Below are 18,209 nucleotides of genomic sequence, written 5' to 3'. Positions count from 1 at the left end.
GGTGGGCGGTCTGGGTTACCGTGAGGTCCGTTTCGCTCCCGCGAGACCGGGTCCTCGATCTCCTGGAAGCGTGATCATGGATGAATCGACCGGCGCGCCGACGCCGACGGGCGGGCTCACGCCGGAAACGATCTCCACCGCACGGCTGAACCTGCTGCCCCTGGCCGTCGAGCACGCCCAGGAGATGGCCGCCGTCCTCGCCGACCCGGCGCTGCACACGTTCATCGGCGGCGAGCCCGCGGCCCCGGCGGCGTTGCGGGCCCGCTACGAACGGCTGGTCGCCGGCTCGCCCGACCCGGCCGAGTCGTGGTGCAACTGGGTGATCCAGCTCCGGGACGACGGCCGGCTGGCCGGCTTCGTCCAGGCCACAGTCACCGAGCCAGCCGGGACGGCGGCGGACACCGCCACGGCGGGTGCGCGCGCGGTCGGCCACCGGCACCTCGACGAGGCGACACCGGCCACCGCGGGACCGGTCGCGGAGATCGCCTGGGTGGTGGGGACGCCCTGGCAGGGGCGCGGTATCGCCACCGAGGCCGCCCGTGGAATGGTCGGCTGGCTGGGGCGACGCGGTGTGCGTACCCTCATGGCCCACGTCCATCCCGACCACCGCGCGTCGGCGGCGGTGGCCACGGCCTGTGGCCTGGCCCCCACCGACGTGTGGCAGGACGGCGAGGTCCGCTGGACCGGGCCCCTTGATCACCGGGAAAGGCGTAAGGGCTAGAAGGGGGCGTCCACGGGGAGGCGGCGGACCTGGGTGAGGTAGGGATCCAGCTCGCCGACCTCGAAGCGGCACGTGCCGATGACATGCCAGAACTGGCCGCCCGGGTCGCCGTCCAGCTTGTACCGGCCGTCCGGGCTGACCGCCGCCCACCCGTCCGGCAGGCCGATCAGCGTGGTCCGCAACTGGGCGTGCTCCGGGTCGGCGACGTCCCACAGCCGTACCGTGCCGTCGTCACCGGCGCTGGCGAGCAGGCTGCTGTCCGGGCTGAAGTGCACCGACCAGACGCGCCGGGTGTGCGCGGCCAGGGTGCCGTGCAGCCGGCCGGTGACCGGATCCCAGAGCCGGATCACCAGGTCGTCGCCGGCGGTGGCGAGCAGGTTGCCGTCCGGGCTGAACGCGCAGGACCACAGCCGGCCGTCGTGTTCGGTGAGCACCAGGCGCCGCTCGCCGGTGACCGCGTCCCAGACCACGGCCGTGCCGTCGTTGCCGGCGCTGGCGAGCAGCGTGCCCTCGCTGTTGAAGCAGACCGAGTAGACCCGGTCGGTGTGGTGGTCGAGGGTGAGCCGGCAGGTGGCGGTGGCGGCGTCCCAGAGCCGTACCGTCTGGTCGTCGCAGCCGGTGGCGATGGTCTCGCCGTCGGGGCTGAACGCCACGGTGCGCACGCGCCCCCGGTGCGGGGTGAGCGTGGCGAAGTGCCGGCCGGTACGGCGGTACCACAGGCGTACCGTGTCGTCGTCGTTCGCGGTGGCCAGCGCGTCGCCGTCGGGGCTGAACGCGACCGCCCAGACGTGGTCGGTGTCCACGTTGAGTTCGCGCTCGTCGGCACCGGTGTCGGTGTTCCACAGGTGCACGCCGCCGTCACCGCTGGGTGTGGCGACCAGCGGCTCCTCGGGGCAGAACACCACCGACAGCAGCCGGTCGGCCGGGCTGGCGAGCTGGCGCAGCAGGCGGCCCGTACGCGGCTCCCAGAGCCGGATCACGCCGTCGTTGCCGCAGGCCGCGAGCACCTCGCCGTCGTCGCGGAAGGACAGCGCGGTGACCCGGCGGCCGTGCCCGCGCAGCGTGTGCTGGAGCTGGCCGGTACGCACGTCCCACAGCCGGGTGGTGCCGTCGTTGCTGCTGGTCGCCACCTGGTTCTGGTCCGGCCGCCAGACCACCGGCCAGACCGAGCCGCGGTGCCGGGTCAGCTCGTGCCGCACCTGCCCGTCGTCGGTGTCCCAGAGCTGGATCGCGCCGTCGCTGGCGGCGGTGGCGAGCAGGCTGCCGTCGCCGTTGAACCGGACGCTGTAGATCGCGCCTCGCTGCCGCCCGAGCACCCGCACCGGGCGGCCCGTCTCGGTCTCCCACAGCCGAAGCGCGCCGTGCGTGTCGCCGGTGGCCATGAGCGTGCCGTCGGGATTGATGTCCAGGGCGTACACGTCGGCCTCGTGACCGCGCGGCGCGCGCAGCAACTCCCCGTCCGCGGCCCGGCGGACCCAGACCCGGCCGTGCTGCCCGACGGCGGCCAGCAGCCGGCCGTCCGGCGAGTGCACCACCCGGTAGACCACCTCCGGCTCGCGGACCTCGAACGCCAGCTTGCCGGTGGGGACGTCCCAGCCGCGTACGGTGCCGGCGCTGTCGGCGACCACCACCCGCCGCCCGTCCGGGCTGAACGAGGTGCCCCAGATCGGCGCGGCGTGGCCGGGCCACTCGTGGCGCAGCCGGGCGCCGCGGGTGTCGTACAGGCGCACCACGCCGGCGGCGTCGCCGACCACCAGGCGGCCCCGGCGGCCGTCGGTGAGCAGCGGCCACACCCAGCCGGCGAAGACGTCCTCGATGACGTGCCGCACGTCGCCGTGGTCGGCGTCCCACAGCCGTACGGTGAGGTCGGCCGAGCCGGTGACGAGCTGGTACGAGGCGGCGTCGTAGCGGACCGCGTACACCCGGGACCGGTGTCCCTGGAGCGTGCGCACCGGCAGCCCGGTAGCGGTGTCGCAGAGCAGCACACCACCGTCGTCGCTGCCCACCGCGAGCACCGCGCCGTCCGGGCTGTACGCCACCGGCACCGGCAGCCGGCCCACCTCGAAGCCGTAGCCGACGCCCACGGCGGGTGGGGCCAGGCCGGGCGCGACCGGCCGGCCCGGCGCGACGACGGCGCCGCGCAGCTCCGGGGCGCGCAGCAGCGCCGCGTCGGCGCTGACGTCGATCAGCGCGGTGCGGTGCCAGCTGCTGCCGGCCACCCGGGCCCCGCGCAGGTCGGTACGGAACAGCCGCGCCCCGGCCAGCTCCGCGTCGCGCAGGTCCGCCCCGGCGAGGCGGGCCTGGTCCAGGCGGGCGCCGCGCAGCCGGGCGTGTTCCAGGCGCGCCTCGGTCAGGTTGGTGGCGACCAGCCGCGCGTCGGTCAGGTCGGCGCCGGTCAGGTCGGCGCCGGCGAGTTCGCGGTGCGACAGGTCCTCGCCGCGCAGCACCGCGCCGCGCAGGTCGGCCCGGTCGGGCAGGCGCAGCCGGGCGGACAGCCGCAGCGCGTTGGCGCGCAGCGTCTCGCCGGCCGACTCGTCGCCGAGCACGCGGGCGGTCCACGCGGTGCAGCGGGCCGGGTCCGCGAGGTCGCCGAGGAACTCCACGGCGAGCGCGGACAGCGACCGCACCGCCAGCGCGGCCGGTTCCTCACCCCGGTTGAGCTGCTCGGCCACCCCCTCGGCGACCAGCCATTCCATGACCGAGGTGTGGATGAACCCGAACAGCCCGTCATCGGTGCGGACCAGCAGGCTGCCCGCGCCGACGGCGTGCGCCGCCTGCGGGCCGGACAGCCGCGAGTCGGCCCGCCCGGCGAGCCGGCCGGTGGAGTCGGCCAGCTCGGCCAGGCGCAGATAGGCCTCGCCACTCTCCCAGAGCTGGAACGCCAGCCGACTCACCGCCTGCCACAGCTCGGGCCGGCGCAGGCTCACCGGCGCGCCCGGGATGCCCTGGGTGCGACGCTCCTCGAAGTCCAGCCAGGACTCCAGGATCTCCCGGTACAGCCCGGCGGCGCTGAACGTGCCGCCCGCCCCGGCCACGGCGGCCAGCCGACCCTCGTCGAGGTTGGCGATGAACCCGAGCATGCGCGGATTGCGGGAGAGGCCGAGCAGGTCCTTCACGCCGGCGAGCAGGTCCATCCGCTCGCGGGCGGCCCGCTCGTCGCCGCCGTACCGGTTGCGCAGGAACGCCTCGATCTGCCCGGGGGTGAAGTCCTCCACGGCGAGCACGCGCCGGTGCGGCAGCAGGCCGACCCGCTCGCCGAGCGCGGTCAGCACCTGGGAGTTGGTCTTGAAGTGCTGGGTACGGCTGCTCACCACGATCTTCGCGTTGCCCTCGGCGGCCTGGAGCAGCGTCTCCAGGTGGTCGGCGGCCCGGTCGTAGGTGACCCGGGCGACCAGCTCGTCGAACCCGTCGAAGAGCAGCACGATGCGGCCCTGGCGCAGCATGTAGCGGAACGCCTTGAGGTCGATGACCTGCTCGCCGTGGTTGGCCAGGTGCGCGGCGACCAGGCCGTCGACGGAGTGCGCCTTGTCCAGCGCGCGCAGCTCGACCAGGATCGGGATCAGGTCGGGCGCCGCCGTGGGCAGCCGCCGGGCCACCTCGCGCAGCGCGAACGTCTTGCCGCGGCCGAAGTCGCCGAGCACCAGCACGAACCGGCCGTCCGGGGCGGAGACGGTCTCCAGCAGCTCGTCCACCACGTCGTCGCGCACGCGCTGGTCGGCGCCGACGAGGTGGCGGTAGCGCTGCGGCACGTACTGCCCGGGCGGGTAGAGCCGGTCGGCCTGCAGGCGGGCGGTCTGCGCGGCGACGTACTCGCGCAGGTCGAGCAGGCCCTGGAACTCGGTCAGGTGCAGCACGCGGACGCCCCGGCGTTGCGCCTCCTCGGCCAGTCCGCGCGGCACCCGGTCACCGTCGTAGACCAGCTCGGAGGCGATGTCCGGATCGGTGGCGTGCACCCGGCGGGCGAAGACGTCCAGGTCGGCGGCGGTGGGGGTGCCCACGTGCGCGCCGACCCGCTGCTGGCGGACCACGCCGTCGGAGCGGTAGCTGATGTACAGGTGCGGCGGTTCGGTGTCGACGCGGCGTACCACCACCCGGTCGTAGCGGGCCTCGCAGACCTCGGCGAGCCGGTCCAGCAGGCGCTGCACCGGGGCGACCGGCGCGGCAGCCACCGCCGCGCCCTGGGTGGCTCCCTCGACGGCGACCGGGCGGCGCGGGTCCGGCACCTGGGCCGGACCGGACGCGCCGAATGTGGCCTCGGCATTCGGCCAGTTCACCGCCGTCACCGTGCCGGAGTCGAGGCGGTCGTCGCGGCCGAGCACCCAGCGGGTCGTGCCGTCGCCGCCGAGCCGCAGCACCTGCGCCCGGCCGTCGCGGGGGGCCGCGGCCAGCGGCACCACCGGGTCCACCCGCGCCGACGGCGCGGCGTCGGAGAGCAGCAGATTGAGCATCGGGCCGACGAGCCGGTTGACCGCGCCGCGGTCGCGCAGCGACACCGGGTCCGGCGGCACCTCGTCGGCGTACGGGCTGCGCGCCCCGGGGGCGTGCGCCATCGCGCCCAGCCGCAGCCAGCCGGACTGCTGGTAGTGGCGCAGCCGCTGGGCGAACCAGCTGGACTGCGCCTCGCCGAGGAAGCCGTACCGGTCCTCCTCGCGGTGGGTGATGGCGATGGTGGAGTTCAGCCCGGCCACCACCACCCGCAGGTCCGGGACCGGGAACAGCGTCCAGGGCTGCTCGCTGTCGAAGATCCGGTCGTCGAGGCCCTGGTAGAGGTCGTCGAACAGGCGCGCGTAGTGCCGCCACTTCGGCCAGTACGGCGGCTGCGGGTCGACGTCGTCGGCCTCGCAGGTGGCGAAGTACGCGCGGCAGGCCGCCATGGTCACGTCACGCGGGCCGGGCACCACGACGAGGCGGTGCGGCTCCAGCCCGAGCAGCACCCGCAGGCCGGTGAGGAAGCTCAGCGCGTCGGAGAACTCGCGCGGGCTGCCCGACTCGGTCAGGTTGCCGGCGACGACGAGCAGGTCCGGCCGGGGCACGCCGTCGTTCATCAGCAGCGTGAGGTCGCCCATCAGGTGTTCCTGCACCTCGCCGGGGGTGACCGGCGCGCCGGGGGTGATCACGCCCCGGCCGAAGCGCGGCCCGGCGACCTGGAGCACTGTGACGGTGTCCCGGGCGGTCGGCGGCGCCACGGCGGCCGGCGGGAACGGCGGCGGGTTGATCGGGGTACGCCGGGCGCGGCGGGGCGCGGGCGCTCCGGCGGCCGGCGCGGCGAGCACCCCGTGCGGGTCGGCCGGGTGGTGCGGGAACGCCGGCTGCCGCATCGGTTTGGCCCGGCCGTCGAGCGCCTCACGGATGCGGTCGAGCACCCGGTTGCGGGCCTGCGCCGGGTCGTCCACACCGACCAGGTCCACATAGGTGATGGTGGCGAGCAGCCCGTCGATCGGGCAGTCCTCGACGCGTACCGTGACGAGCTTGTTGCCGGTGCCGTCCGGGTCGGCGCGCAGCGCGGCCTGCCACTCCAGCTTGCCGTAGGTGGAGTGCAGGTAGCGTTCGGACAGCACCGCCACCACCACCTCGGCCTCACGGACGCCACGGTCCATGAAGTCGATGAAGTTGGTGCCGGCCACGAAGTCCCACGCCTGCAGCAGCGTGCGGTAGCCGGCCGCCTCGAACTCCCACGCCAGCCACGTCGCCCAGCGTTCGTCGGCCGGGGAGTAACTGATGAAGAAGTCGATGGGGCGGTCGGACCGGGTGGGGTGCGCGCCTACAGCCACATGGTCATTATGGCCACCGACGGTCAACAGATCGACACCCTCGGCAGCCCGGATCGCGACCGCGTCGGGCTCCTGCGCCCGCGCCGCCGTGTGCGAGGATCGTCACTCGTGGAGACCCCGGGCGATCCGCCGAACGCCGTGCCCGACCGTTCCCGCTGGGGCCGTCTGCACGTGCTGGACTGGATCGCGATCGGGCTGGCCGTGGTCGGGCTGGTGTGCGTGCTCACCGGGCTGCTGCCCCGCGCCGACGCCGAAGCGACCATGCGGCGGATCGTCCCCATCCTGATCTTCCTCGGCACGGTGGTGGTGCTGGCCGAGCTGACCGCTGTGGCCGGGGTGTTCGACGCGCTCGCGACCCGGGTCGCGGTGACCGCGCGGGGCAGCTTCCGGGCCCTGTTCTGGCTCTGCGTCGGCTTCGCCTCGGTGACCACGATCGCGCTCAACCTGGACACCACGGCGGTCCTGCTCACGCCGGTGATGATCGCGCTGGCCCGGGCGCTGAACGTGCCGCCGACACCGCTGGCGATGACCACCGTGTGGCTGGCGAACACGGCGAGCCTGCTGCTGCCGGTGTCCAACCTGACGAACATCCTGGCCAGTGACCGGGTCGACCTGGACCCGGTGCCCTGGGCGGCCCGGATGTGGTGGCCGCAGCTCGTCGCCGTCGCGGTGACCGCGCTGCTGCTGTGGTGGTGGTACTGGCGTCCGGCGCGCGCCGGTGCCGACCCGTTCGACCCGCCGCCGCCGTACGTGCCGCCGGACCGGGCGCTGTACCGCACGGCGCTCGCCGCCTGCGTGCTGTTCGTGGCCGGGATCCTCGCCGGGGTGGAGATCGGCATCGCCTCCGGGGTGGCCGCCGCGATCCTCGTCGCGGGCTTCGCGGTCCGGGCCCGGCACCGGCTGCGGCTCGCGCTGGTGCCGTGGCGGCTGCTGGTGTTCGTGACCGGGCTGTTCCTGGTGGTGCAGACCATCGGCCGGTTCGGCCTGGACACCGTGATGGGCACGCTCATCGGCACCGACCCGGGCGCGGAGGGCGCGCTGCGGGCGGGCGCGGTCGGCGCGCTGTTCAGCAACGTGGTGAACAACCTGCCCGCGTACCTGGCCGGCGAGGCGGTGATCGCGACCGACCGGCACACCCAGTTGCTGGCGTTGCTGATCGGCACGAACGTGGGTCCGCTGGCCACGCCGTGGGCGTCGCTGGCGACACTGATCTGGTACGAGCGCTGCCGGGCCGCCGGGGTGGGCGTGCCGCTGGGCCGGTTCGTGGCGACCAGCGCCGTGCTCGCCGTGCTGGCCACCGCCGCCACCGTCACGGCTCTTCTTGTCGGTCCCGGCGCCTAGCATCGCGACCATGAGCAATCCGCCCGAGATCGTCCGCCGCTACTTCGCGCTCGCCGGCCAGGCCGACAAGGAGCCCTACCTGGCGCTGTTCGCCGACGACGCGGTGGTCGAGGACGAGGGCCGCACCCACCGCGGGATCGCGGAGATCCGCGCCTGGCGCAGCCGCACGCCGCTGGTGTCGTACGAGATCACCGACGTCGAGCAGACGCCGGCCGGCACGGTGGTGACGGCCACGATCAGCGGCGACTTCCCCGGCAGCCCGTTCGCGGGGCTGCGGTTCCGGTTCGAGGAGTACGACGACACCCACATCCGCCGGCTGCGCATCGCCCCCTGACCCGAGGGCGGGAAAACCGCTACGACCCGGCCGCTGGCAGTGACTACCGTGCCCGCATGACCGCCACGCCCACCCTGCACTTCTACGCCGACCCGGACGAGTTCCTCGCCGCCGCCGAGGCGTACCTGGCCGCCGACCCGGTGATCAACACCGTCGTCGCCAGCGTCACGCGCCGGATGGCGGCCCGCCGCGCCGAGGGCGTCGCGCTGCCCGAGGACGACTGGTGGCTGGTGGTGCGCGACGGCTCCGGGGCGGTGGTGGGCGCCGCGATGCGTACCGCGCCGTTCCCGCCGCGACCGCCGTTCCTGCTGCCGATGCCGCCGGAGGCCGCCGTGGCGCTGGCCCGTGCGTGGCACCGGCGCGGCGAACGGATCCGCGCGGTCAACGGCGCGTTGCCCGCCGCGCGCGCCTGCGCCGAGGAGGTCGCCCGTCTCGACGGCGGCCGGGTCGAGGTCGCCCAGCACACCCGGCTGCACGTGCTCGACCACCTCACGCCGCCCGCGCCGGTGCCGGGCGCGTTGCGGGCCGCCGGGCCGGACGAGGTCGACCTGGTCGCCGCGTGGTTCGCCGCGTTCATGGCCGACGCCGACGAGCAGGCGGGCCGCCCGCGCGGCGCCAGCGCACACGAGACGCCCGACCGCGCCGAGTTGCTGCGCCGCATCCGGGACGGCCGGGTCTGGTTCTGGACCGACGGGTCGGGCGTCCCGGTGCACCTGACCGCCGCCAACCCGCCGTCGTACGGCGTGGCCCGTGTCGGACCGGTCTACACGCCACCCGAGCAGCGCGGCCGCGGCTGGGCCGGCAACGCGGTAGCCGAGGTGTGCCGGCTGCTCACCGCCGAGGGCGCGCGCGTGTGCCTGTTCACCGACCAGGCCAACCCGGTGTCGAACCGGCTCTACGCCGGGCTGGGTTTCCGGCCGGTGGTCGACATGGCCAACCTGGTTCTGGTCGACTGAAGCAGCTCCGGGTCAGCCGGCGAGACCGAGCGCGGCCAGCCGGCGCGGGTCGGCGATCACGTCCACGGCGGCGATCCGTCCGCCGATGACGGTGAACGCCATCACCGACAGCGGGCGGTTCCCGGCGCTCACCAGCACCCCGGCGGCGCCGTTGACGAGCACCGGGCGGGCGTGCGGGAACAGCCGGCCGAACGTGGTGGCCTGCGCTGCCACCACCGTCGCGCCGGTGAGCACGACGGTGTGCCGGGCACGGGCGCTGCCGGCGTCGGAACGCAGCACCACGTCCGGGTGCAGCACCGCCACCAGGGCGTCGAGGTCACCGTCGCGGGCGGCGGCGAGGAAGGCGTCGACCACCGCCCGCTGGCGGGCCAGGTCCGGGTCCGGCGCGGGCGCCTGTCCGCGTACCCGGCGGCGGGCCCGGCTGGCGAGCTGCCGGGCCGCCGCCGGTGAGCGGTCGACGAGCGGGCCGATCTCGTCGAACGGCACCCCGAACATGTCGTGCAGCACGAACGCGAGCCGCTCGGCCGGGCTCAGCGTGTCCAGCACCACGAGCAGCGCCAGCCCCACCGAGTCGGCGAGGACCGCGGCGTGCGCCGGGTCGTCGGCGCCGGTGTCCACCACCGGGTCGGGCAGGCGGACGTCCAGCGGGTCCTCCCGGCGGGCGGCGCGGGACCGCAGCGTGTTCAGGCTGACCCGGGCGACCACAGTGGTCAGCCACGCGTCCGGGTTGTCCACTGTGGCCGGGTCGGTGCGGGCCAGCCGCAGCCAGGTCTCCTGCACGGCGTCCTCGGCGTCGGTGAGCGAGCCGAGCAGCCGGTAGGCCACCGCGCGCAGCCGCGGCCGCTCCCGCTCGAACCGCTCCGCCAGCCCGTGGTCCATCACCTGAGCCTCCCCTCCCGCACGTCGTCTCGACCCGCCACGGCCCGCGGATGTGACCGGAGGTGACCGCTGTCACATCTGTCACGTCGGCGGGCCGCCGCGGGTCGACGTGGCAGCACAGGCGACGGAGGGGAAGACGATGAACCCACACATCCTGGTCACCGGCGGCACCGGCACGATCGGCCGGCACGTCGTACCGCTGCTGCGCGCCGCCGGGCACCCCGTGCGGGTGCTCAGCCGACGCGGCGGGCGGGCCGGCGACGGCGTCACCCACGTGACCGCCGACCTGCTCAGCGGCGCCGACCTCGGCCCCGCCCTGCGCGGGGTGCGCACGGTGCTGCACCTGGCCGGCGGCGCGAAGGGCGACGACCGGGCCGCCGCCCACCTGGTCCGGGCCGCACGCCGGGCCGGGGCGACGCATCTGGTGCACATCTCGGTGACCGGCGCCGACCGGGTGCCGCTGGCCTGGATGCGGTCCAAGCTCGACGCCGAACGCGCGGTGGCGGACTCCGGCGTCCCGTGGACGGTGCTGCGCGCCGCGCAGGCGCACGACCTGGTGCTGACCATGCTGACGGCGATGACCCGGCTGCCGGTTGCGCCGGTGCCGGGCGGCCTGCGGTTGCAGCCGGTCGACGCCGCCGAGGTGGCGGCCCGGCTGGCCGAGCTGACGCTCGGCGCGCCCGCCGGGCTGGTGCCGGACCTGGCCGGGCCGGACACGTACGGCATCGGCGATCTGCTGACCGGCTACCTGACGGCCACCGGGAAACGCCGGGCCCGGCTGCCGGTGCGCATCCCCGGGCGGGCCGGCCGGGCGTGCCGGGACGGCGCGAACCTGGCCCGGCCGGGCGCCACGACAGGCGTGCGGACCTGGGCGGATTTCCTGGCCGCCCAGACGCCGCCAAGGCCCTGACCCGCCGCGACGCCCGTCAGGCGTCGGCGGAGCGCGACGCCGGAGGGAACTGCTCGAACATGACCTCGTAGCCGTCCGGGTCGAGGCCGTAGAAAATCCGCGCCCAGCCCACGTCCTCGGGTTCGAGCGTGACCGGCAGCCCCTCGTCGCGCCACAGCGCGTACGTGGCGTCCAGGTCGGCAGTGGGCACTGTGAGCACCACACCGAGCCCCGGCGGCCCGGCCTTCACCTCGCGTTCCCGCTCGGCGTCGTGGTGGCCGTGACGGTGCAGGTCGGCCAGGATCAGCCAGGTGTGGCCGAACGTCAGGTAACGCAGGTTCGGCTGGTCGGGCTGCGGGATCTGCTTGAAGCCGAGCCGGAGGTAGAGCCGGTGGGAGCGGTCCAGGTCGCGGACCCGGAGCCCCACCTTGAGTTGTCTGGCGGCCATCCGGCCGAGGCTAGCGGATCGCGCCTCACCAGCCGACCGAGCCGAGGCTGACCGGGGTGAGGCGGCGCACCTGCGGCTCGATCCACTGTGCCGCGGTGACCAGCTTGACCAGCCGGTCGATGGTCTCCGGCGGCCCCGCCACGAAACTGCGCTGGTCCGCCGGGCAGCCGTACCTGTCGTCGAACGTGCCGCCGTCGAGCGCGCGTACCGCCATGCCGGCTTCGACGGCGAGCAGCATCCCGGCGGGCAGGTCGACCGCCTCGGGCCGGTAGCCGACGATGCCGTCGATGTCGCCGCGGGCCAGCATCACCCAGGACAGCAGCGGCGCCCACAGTTGCAGCACCCGGCGGGCAGTCGTGTCGAGCACCACCTTCAGCGCCCGGGCGGTGCTGTCGTCCCGGCGTACCTCGTGCCCCTGGGTCCAGGCCAGCACCGGCGCGGGCGGCACCGGGCGGTGCACGGCGCGCAGCGGCCGCCCGGCCACGCCGGAGGTGTGCACGAACGCGCCCCGGCCCCGCACCGCCGACCAGGTACGGCCGGCGACCGGGTCGTGGACCACGCCGAGCACCGGCGAGCCGTTGTCGCACAGGGCGATCCCGACCACGTACGCGGGCAGCCCGATCGCCACGTTGTTGGTGCCGTCGAGCGGGTCGACAAGCCACGCGAAGGCGTTGTCCGGGGCGTACTCGCCGCCCTCCTCGGCGATCACGCCGTGCTCCGGCCAGCGGGCCCGGATCCGGTCGACGATCAGCCGCTCGGCCGCCAGGTCGAGGTCGGTGACCAGGTCGCCGGTGTCGTTCTTGGCCCGGGCGTGCACGTCCCCCCGGGTGCCCCGGCGCAGCAGCCGGCCCGCCGCCTGGGCGGCCTCCACCGCGAACCGGTGCGCCTCGCGCAGGTCGGGCCCGCCTCTGCTCGGCTCCACGTCCATGGCTCCTCCAGCCAGTCAGCCCCGTGCCACAAGTCGCGCGATCGCCCGCGCCATCCGCGCGGTCTCCGCCGCGTCGCATCGGTCCCGGCGTACCCGGTGGCTGCGCCCGTCCACCGCGCCGAGGCTCAGGTCGCACGCGCCGGGAGTGGTCCGGCCGAGCGCCACTGTCACCGCCGGCTCACCGGCGTCGACCTCCGAGGTGTGGAAGCCGCCGGCGCGCAGCGCGTACGAGTCGCCGGCCGAGTGCGTCTCCACAGTGGCGGTCATCGCGGTGACCAGCCGGTCGGTCGCGGCCATCTCGTCCACCTCGCCGAGGCTGCGCACCTCGTACACCCGCCAGGACGGGTCGGCGGGCGCGTCGTCGACCTCGATCAGCTCGTTGCGGACGGTGCCGTGCAGCACGTGGCTGAGCAGGTCCCAGCTGTGCGAGTGCATGGTGGAGGTGGTCGGGCGCACCTGCGGCGGGCCGGCGGGCCAGGCGTGCACGCAGACGCCGTCGGGGCCGTCGCGTTCCACCGGCAGGCAGGTGAAGCCGAGCGGATGCCGGACCGCGCGCAGCGGGCGCCGCCCCTCGGCGACGTCGTCGAGCACGTCCAGCACCCAGCCGCGTAGGAGCTCCGGCCGGGTGCCCCGGTCGATCTCCCGTTCGAGGTCGGTGTAACTGGTCATGAGTACGGATTCCTCGCCTGGACGGCTTTGCCGATGATGTCGGCCACCTCGCGGTCGCCGAAGGAGCGGGGCAGCGTCAGGCCGAGCGCGGCGAACAACCGCCGTACCTGCTCGACCGACGGTTCGTCGTCGAGCTTGACCTGGGCCGCGGCCTCGATCGGCACGCGCCGGCTCTGCCGGCGGCTGTAGTCCAGCTCGATGTTGAAGCGGTTGTAGTAGACCTCGCCGCGGTCGATGCGCAGCGCGGGCGTCTGCGGGTTCTCCTGGGTGATGACGACGCAGGAGGAGGAGAGGTCGTAGCGGAACGTGGTCATCTGCGCGGAGAGCCGGACGTCGACGGTGAGCAGGCCGGAGCGTTGCAGGTGCCAGCAGGCGGCCAGCACCGTCGCGTAGGACTCCTTGCGGGTGCGGTCGACGGTCCACGGCTCGCCCGGCGCGTCCGGGTCGAGGCTGCGCCGGAACCGCGCGTACCGCTCGCAGACCTCCTCGTCGGTCGGGTCGATGATCTCGATCGCGACGGTGAGCGTGGCGTTGCGCCGCCGGGCGTGTTCCAGACAGTCCGGCAGCGTGACCGCGCGCAGGAAGGTGCCGGTGCCGCCCTTGAAGCTCCACTGGTCGGTGTGCCGGCGCGCGTCGGCGAGCGCCTGCCCGACCTCGCTGCCGTGCAGGACACGCACCATGGACACGCTGTCGATGGCCTCGCGGGCCCGGTTCAGCGCGCCTTCCGGGCCGGTGATCTCCTGCATCTGCGGCACCAGGTCGGTCAGCCGGTCGCGGGTGTCCGAGATGACCTGGCGGACCTCCCGCTCGGTGGTGCGCCGGCGCAGCCGGTCGCGCAGCATCGCCTGTGCGAGCAGACCCAGGACCAGCAGGATCGCGCTGTTGACGACCTCCTGGTCGACCGCGTTGGTCAGGCCGAGCACGGACACCGTGAGCGCCAGCACCAGGCCGATGAACGCGTCGAGATTGGTCACGACCCAGGCGAGCAGGCGCGTCATGACATCCCCCGGTCGACGACGGAACCTCCATGATAGCCCGCTGTCAATGTCACCATCACACCCTGTTTCCGGCCGGCGGCGCCCCGCCCTGCCGGCGGGCGGCGCAGATCAGGGAGCCGCCGAGCCCGGGCGCGGCGCGGGCGAGCCGGCGCGAGGTCACCCACCGGCCGCCGGGCAGCCGCCAGCCGACCTCGTTGGAGCGCAGGGCCACCGGCGTGAACCCGGCCCGGCGCAGCGTCCGGCGCAGCAGCGAGGCGGTGAACGGGCGGATGTGCAGCCACAGATAGGGGTGCAGCGGGTCCACCTGGCGCGGCGCCCGGCCGGCGAGGAACGCCAGCCGGTCCTGCACCGGCGCCAGATTCGGGGTGGTGAGCACCAGCAGCCCGTCCGGCGCCAGCACCCGGTGACACTCCCGCAGCAGCGCCAGGGGGTCGTACACGTGCTCGATCAGCTCCCCGGCGAGCAGCCCGGCGAAGCTGCCGGCGCGGAAGGGCAGCCCGCGGGTGGCGTCCAGGCAGACCGGCAGCGCCCGGCCGCCGGTCACCGCGCGGGCCGTGCCCAGCGCCGCCTCGGCCATGTCGGCGAGCACGAGCGGGCCGGGCAGCGCGTCCGGGTCGAGCATGCCGCGCGGCCCGCAGCCCAGTTCCAGCACCGGCCCGCCGCCGGTGACCCCCTCGGCCATCAGCCGGGCCGCGACGGCGCGGCGCACCCGGTGGTACGGGTCGTCGACGTACCCGTCGACCTCCGCGCCGTCGTGGTACCGGCGGTGGTTGGCGTGCCGGCCGTGCGCCAGCGCACGGTGCGACGACGTCCCGGTCGGCGGCTCGGCCATCATCCCTCCACAGCGGACACCGGCCCCGCCGGCGGCGTCCGCACCAAGCCTCGCACCGGTCGCGCCCGGCGGTGCGCACATCCGCACCGCCGGGCGTGGGGCGGGCGTCAGAGCGCGCGCGCCCAGTCCAGCCGGGTGCTGTCGTCGTACTCGTCGCCGGGGATCCACCACTGCTCGCCGAAGCCGCTGGTGGACACGATGATGTTGCCGCCGTCGGGGTACTGGTTCTCCGGCGGGACCGACAGCGCGGCGCAGTACCGGCCGTCCGGGGAGAACACCGGCGACAGGTAGAACCGGGGTTCGCCGGTGAGCCTCTTCAGGCCGGTGCCCCCGATCCGCACCGACGCCAGCGAGTGGTTGCTGGAATCCAGGTCGGGATACCAGCGGTCGGTGCGGAACACCACGCGCCCGGAGTCGGGCATGAAGACCGGCGAGCCGAAGAGCTCGCCCGGCGCACCGGGCGTGTAGAGCCGCCGCGCCGTGCCGGTCGCCAGTTCGAGCACGCGCAGTTGCGGGCCCTCCGAACGGCTGTGCCACCGCAGGGCGATCATGGAGCCGTCCCGGGACCAGTCCGGGTCGGCCATGGGGTGCCCCTGGATCAGCACGCGGGTGGCGCCGGTCGCGACGTCGACAGCGATCAGCCGGTCGTTGTTCTCCCCGGTGACCAGGGCGATCTCGGTGCCGTCCGGCGACCAGGTCGGCGCGCCGTAGTGGACGCCGAACGGGTCGGCGAGCAGCGTGCGCTTCTGGCCGGTGGTCCGGTCGTACACCGCCACGAACGGCTCCAGCGAGCCGTCGCCCGAGCGGGCCGTGTTGACCCAGGCCACGTACCGGCCGTCCGGCGAGGTCTTGGCGTGGTCCCCGTTCGGCAGCAGCTCCCGTGGAGTGGTGTGGCCCGGGTCGATCTGGAGCACGCCCCAGCCGACGCTGACCAGCCACGGCCCGTTGACCGCCTCGGCGGCGGGCGCGGCGGCCCCGGCGGTGGACGTGGCGGCCAGCCCGGTCGCGGCCGCGACCCCGGTCAGCGCGGCGGTACGCAGCAGGGCACGACGATTCATTGCTGTCATTCGACAACCCCCGTGAGAGACGTGGCCCTCACCCTCGCGAGTGGATCGATCGACCGGAATCGGACGAGCGGCTCCTTCACGTTCGGTTGCTCGTCCATCACCGCCGGTGAGAGCGGCGAGGACCGGTACGCTCGCTCCGATGACCTCCGACGCCCTGCGCCACGCCCTCACCGAGCCGGGTGACCCGCCGCTGCTCCCGCTGCCCGGCGTCGCGGTCGAGCTGCTGGCCGCCGTCGCCGCCCCGCCGCGCCTGGGCGCGCACCTGCGGCTGGTGCACGACGTCGCCTGGCACCTGACCGCCGCGTTCGCCGACCGGTTCGCCGCGGTGCCGTTCGACAGGCAGGCGGTGCTGTTCGGCGCGGCGGTGCACGACTTCGGCAAGGTCGAGCATCCCGCCGAGCTGACCGGCCCGGGCTCCGCGCACGAGGAGGCGGGCTACCAGTTGCTGCTGCGCTTCGGCGTACCCGAGGAGCGGGCCCGCTTCGCCGTCACCCACGCTGCCTGGCACTCCCCCGGCGTGCAGCTGGAGGACCTGCTGGTCAGCCTCGCCGACAAGGTGTGGAAGGGCCGCCGGGTCACCGATCTGGAGCAGCTCGTGGTCGACCGGCTGGCCGCCATCACCGGCCAGGAGCGCTGGCAGACGTTCCTGGAGCTGGACGACGTGCTCGCCGAGCTGGCCGCGGGCGCGGACCGCCGGCTGGCGTTCCAGGCCGAACATCCGGTGTACGGCTGACGCCGGACCGAAGGCGGCGATGAGTCCGGGGCCGGTGCGCGGTCTTCCCTGAGTCGTTGTTCTCCGATCTCCGGGAGGAAACATGAGCACCAGCGAAGCGCGGGGCCGGGTGCGGGCATTCGTCACCGTGTCCCTGGACGGCTACGTCACCGGTCCGGACGACCACGCGGGCCAAGGGCTCGGCGTCGGCGGCGAGCGGCTGCACCACTGGGTGATGGGCGGACCGTGGACGTACGACTCGCCACGCGAACCCGGCACCGGCATGACCGACGAGGACCGCGCGTACTTCGACGAACTGCTGGCGGGCGTCGGCGCCGCGTTGTGCGGCCGGGGCATGTACGACGCCGCCGGCGCCTGGGGCGGCCGGAACCCGTTCCAGGCGCCTCTGGTCGTGCTCACCCACCGCACCGCCGACCAGCCCGATCCGAGCGCCGGTTTCCTCATGGTCGACGGGTTCGACGCGGCGCTGGCGGCGGCCCGGCGTACGGCCGGTGACGGCGCGGTGGTCATCGGCGGGGGCGCCGACGTCATCCGGCAGGCGCTCGCGGCCGGCGTGGTCGACGAGCTGGGCCTGTCCACCGCGCCGGTGATCCTCGGTCACGGGAAGCGGCTCTTCGACGGCTTCGACCGGGACGTCGATCTGGAGATCCGCGCGGTGCACCACTCGCGGTACGCCGTCCACGTCCGCTACGCCATCGACCGCCGCGCGAGCGGTACCGATTGACTTTCGATAGGTTCCGCGCGATAGTCGATGCATGCTTACTGCTACACGCGCGGTGACACCACTCCGCGCATTCCTGGTCCTGCTGTTCGCGATCCTGGTGCTGTTCCAGACCATGTCGCTGCCCGGTCAGTTCGCACACATGGCCCGGGAAGACCCGGACATGGCGTACCTGCGATGGCCCGCCACCGCGGTGACGATCTTCTGGGTGCTGTGCGTGCAGGTGGTGATCGTCTGCACCTGGCAGCTGCTCACCCTGGTCAAGCGCGACCGCATCTTCACCGAGGCGTCCCTGGGCTGGGTCGACGGGATCGTCTGGGCGGTCGCCGCCGCCTGGGTGGTGCTCGTCGGCGTGTTCCTCTACGTCGGCTTCAACGCCGACGACCCCGGACTGCCGCTGCTGCTGTTCCTGCTGGTCACCGGCGTCAGCGTGCTGGGGCTGCTGATGGTCGTCCTGCGCGCGCTGCTGCGCCAGGCCACCACGCTGCGCACCGACATGGAAGCGGTGATCTGATGCCGATCGTCGTGCGCATCGACGTCGAACTGGCCAAGCGCAAGATGAGCGTCGGCGAGTTCGCCGAGCGCGTCGGGCTCACCCCGGCCAACGTCGCCGTGCTCAAGAACGGCCGCGCCAAGGCCGTCCGGTTCAGCACCCTGGAGGCCATGTGCCGGGTGCTCGACTGCCAGCCCGGCGACCTGCTCGAATGGGTCGCCGACGAGGAGGAGTGATGAGATACCTGGCCGCCGCCGTGGCCCTGCTCGCCGTCGCGCTCGGCGTCGCCGGCTTCGTGTACGGGGAGGCGGACGACTCCCCCGGCCTCCAACTCCTGTCCGCGCTGCTCGTCATCGGCGCGGTCGCCGTCGGCGTGCGCGTCGCCCGGCGTACCCGGTAGGGCCGGCGCCCCCTCGACGCCGGCCCCAT

18 protein-coding genes are annotated in these 18,209 nt (G+C 74.4%); 10 read left to right on the top strand and 8 right to left on the bottom strand.

The genetic code is table 11. The annotated features are described in order from the left end of the window. Positions 1-76 precede the first annotated feature (76 nt). On the top strand, positions 77-721 hold the full coding sequence (locus ACFYON_RS10015) for a GNAT family N-acetyltransferase (protein ID WP_354863475.1): 645 nt from the start codon (positions 77-79) through the stop codon (positions 719-721). Here the strand turns inward: ACFYON_RS10015 and ACFYON_RS10010 are convergent. After that, on the bottom strand, positions 718-6,492 hold the full coding sequence (locus tag ACFYON_RS10010) for a TIR domain-containing protein (RefSeq protein ID WP_354863476.1): 5,775 nt from the start codon (positions 6,490-6,492) through the stop codon (positions 718-720). The two genes, ACFYON_RS10015 and ACFYON_RS10010, sit on opposite strands and share 4 nt — an antisense overlap. A gap of 108 nt (positions 6,493-6,600) precedes the next feature. Here ACFYON_RS10010 and ACFYON_RS10005 point away from each other — a divergent pair, with 108 nt between their 5' ends. The 3 genes from ACFYON_RS10005 to ACFYON_RS09995 are packed head-to-tail and all read left to right on the top strand — an operon-like array spanning position 6,601 to position 9,123. Next, complete coding sequence (locus ACFYON_RS10005) at positions 6,601-7,833, top strand: SLC13 family permease (protein WP_354863477.1); 1,233 nt, start codon at positions 6,601-6,603, stop codon at positions 7,831-7,833. Between the two features lie 10 nt (positions 7,834-7,843). Further along, a complete protein-coding gene (locus ACFYON_RS10000; protein WP_354863478.1) occupies positions 7,844-8,167 on the top strand; it encodes a nuclear transport factor 2 family protein in 324 nt (107 codons plus the stop codon). A 56-nt stretch (positions 8,168-8,223) separates the two neighbouring features. Further along, the gene (locus ACFYON_RS09995; RefSeq protein WP_354863479.1) at positions 8,224-9,123 is read left to right on the top strand and encodes a GNAT family N-acetyltransferase; all 900 of its coding nucleotides are present in this window, start codon (positions 8,224-8,226) and stop codon (positions 9,121-9,123) included. 12 nt (positions 9,124-9,135) lie between these two features. On the opposite strand, the gene sigJ is transcribed toward ACFYON_RS09995, so the two are convergent. Then, positions 9,136-10,002 (bottom strand): RNA polymerase sigma factor SigJ, encoded by an 867-nt coding sequence (gene sigJ / locus ACFYON_RS09990; protein ID WP_354863481.1) that lies wholly within the window; start codon positions 10,000-10,002, stop codon positions 9,136-9,138. 139 nt (positions 10,003-10,141) lie between these two features. Between sigJ and ACFYON_RS09985 the strand changes: the two genes are divergently transcribed. After that, complete coding sequence (locus ACFYON_RS09985) at positions 10,142-10,912, top strand: NAD(P)H-binding protein (protein WP_354863483.1); 771 nt, start codon at positions 10,142-10,144, stop codon at positions 10,910-10,912. A gap of 16 nt (positions 10,913-10,928) precedes the next feature. On the opposite strand, the gene ACFYON_RS09980 is transcribed toward ACFYON_RS09985, so the two are convergent. From ACFYON_RS09980 to ACFYON_RS09955, 6 genes are all read right to left on the bottom strand, one after another. Next, on the bottom strand, positions 10,929-11,339 hold the full coding sequence (locus tag ACFYON_RS09980) for a VOC family protein (RefSeq protein ID WP_354863485.1): 411 nt from the start codon (positions 11,337-11,339) through the stop codon (positions 10,929-10,931). Positions 11,340-11,364: 25 nt separating this feature from the next. Further along, positions 11,365-12,267: an inositol monophosphatase family protein gene (locus ACFYON_RS09975; protein WP_354863487.1), complete on the bottom strand. Its 903-nt coding sequence runs from the start codon at positions 12,265-12,267 to the stop codon at positions 11,365-11,367. 15 nt (positions 12,268-12,282) lie between these two features. Continuing rightward, a complete protein-coding gene (locus tag ACFYON_RS09970) occupies positions 12,283-12,936 on the bottom strand; it encodes a hypothetical protein (protein ID WP_354863488.1) in 654 nt (217 codons plus the stop codon). Next, positions 12,933-13,934 carry a hypothetical protein gene (locus ACFYON_RS09965; protein WP_073828530.1) on the bottom strand — a complete coding sequence of 334 codons (1,002 nt, stop codon included), beginning with the start codon at positions 13,932-13,934 and terminating at the stop codon, positions 12,933-12,935. Before ACFYON_RS09965 ends, ACFYON_RS09970 begins: the two co-directional genes overlap by 4 nt. 55 nt (positions 13,935-13,989) lie before the next feature. After that, a complete protein-coding gene (locus tag ACFYON_RS09960; protein ID WP_354863490.1) occupies positions 13,990-14,766 on the bottom strand; it encodes a class I SAM-dependent methyltransferase in 777 nt (258 codons plus the stop codon). Between the two features lie 107 nt (positions 14,767-14,873). Then, positions 14,874-15,824 carry an LpqB family beta-propeller domain-containing protein gene (locus ACFYON_RS09955; protein WP_354863492.1) on the bottom strand — a complete coding sequence of 317 codons (951 nt, stop codon included), beginning with the start codon at positions 15,822-15,824 and terminating at the stop codon, positions 14,874-14,876. Between the two features lie 148 nt (positions 15,825-15,972). Between ACFYON_RS09955 and ACFYON_RS09950 the strand changes: the two genes are divergently transcribed. The 5 genes from ACFYON_RS09950 (at position 15,973) to ACFYON_RS09930 (ending at position 18,180) form a co-directional block, all read left to right on the top strand. After that, the gene (locus ACFYON_RS09950) at positions 15,973-16,566 is read left to right on the top strand and encodes an HD domain-containing protein (RefSeq protein WP_354863494.1); all 594 of its coding nucleotides are present in this window, start codon (positions 15,973-15,975) and stop codon (positions 16,564-16,566) included. 82 nt (positions 16,567-16,648) lie between these two features. Then, on the top strand, positions 16,649-17,290 hold the full coding sequence (locus ACFYON_RS09945) for a dihydrofolate reductase family protein (protein ID WP_354863496.1): 642 nt from the start codon (positions 16,649-16,651) through the stop codon (positions 17,288-17,290). A 31-nt stretch (positions 17,291-17,321) separates the two neighbouring features. Further along, a complete protein-coding gene (locus tag ACFYON_RS09940; protein ID WP_116506070.1) occupies positions 17,322-17,801 on the top strand; it encodes a DUF2975 domain-containing protein in 480 nt (159 codons plus the stop codon). Further along, positions 17,801-18,016 (top strand): helix-turn-helix transcriptional regulator, encoded by a 216-nt coding sequence (locus ACFYON_RS09935; RefSeq protein WP_354863498.1) that lies wholly within the window; start codon positions 17,801-17,803, stop codon positions 18,014-18,016. Before ACFYON_RS09940 ends, ACFYON_RS09935 begins: the two co-directional genes overlap by 1 nt. Then, positions 18,016-18,180, top strand: coding sequence for a hypothetical protein (locus ACFYON_RS09930; protein ID WP_354863500.1), 165 nt, complete (start codon positions 18,016-18,018; stop codon positions 18,178-18,180). The genes ACFYON_RS09935 and ACFYON_RS09930 overlap by 1 nt, the downstream gene beginning before the upstream one ends. Positions 18,181-18,209: the final 29 nt, after the last annotated feature.

Origin of the sequence: Micromonospora sp. NPDC005686 (assembly GCF_042871665.1) — a bacterium.
Lineage (GTDB): Bacteria > Actinomycetota > Actinomycetes > Mycobacteriales > Micromonosporaceae > Micromonospora.
This window is presented reverse-complemented; position numbering and strand designations above follow the sequence as displayed.